Here is a 437-nt window from a genome sequence, read left to right on the forward strand (position 1 = left end):
GAGCAACTGACTTGTAATCAGTAGGTTGGGGGTTCAAGTCCTCTCGCCGGCACCATTTTTTTATGTTAATATGGAGGGGTAGCGAAGTGGCTAAACGCGGCGGACTGTAAATCCGCTCCTTCGGGTTCGGCAGTTCGAATCTGCCCCCCTCCACCATTTATATAGGGGTATAGTTTAATGGTAAAACGAAGGTCTCCAAAACCTTTGATGTGGGTTCGATTCCTACTACCCCTGCCAATTTTATAATGGCGGCTGTGGCGAAGTGGTTAACGCATCGGATTGTGGCTCCGACACTCGTGGGTTCGATTCCCATCAGTCGCCCCATAATTTTAAAGTAACAGTACGAGTATAACTCTCATATAAATGTAATATGAACGATCAATGGGCTATAGCCAAGCGGTAAGGCACCGGACTTTGACTCCGTCACTCGCAGGTTC

Annotated in this window: 3 tRNA genes; all 3 read left to right on the forward strand. The window is 47.8% G+C overall.

Annotated elements, in window-relative coordinates:
• Positions 1–72: 72 nt before the first annotated feature.
• Positions 73–156 (forward strand) — tRNA-Tyr (locus NR125_RS29360).
• Between the two features lie 7 nt (positions 157–163).
• Positions 164–237 (forward strand) — tRNA-Trp (locus NR125_RS29365).
• 11 nt (positions 238–248) lie between these two features.
• Positions 249–324: transfer RNA gene (locus NR125_RS29370), tRNA-His, on the forward strand.
• Positions 325–437: the final 113 nt, after the last annotated feature.

The sequence above is a fragment of the Cytobacillus sp. Bac17 genome (assembly GCF_024519925.1).
GTDB classification, from domain to species: domain Bacteria; phylum Bacillota; class Bacilli; order Bacillales; family Cytobacillaceae; genus Cytobacillus; species Cytobacillus pseudoceanisediminis.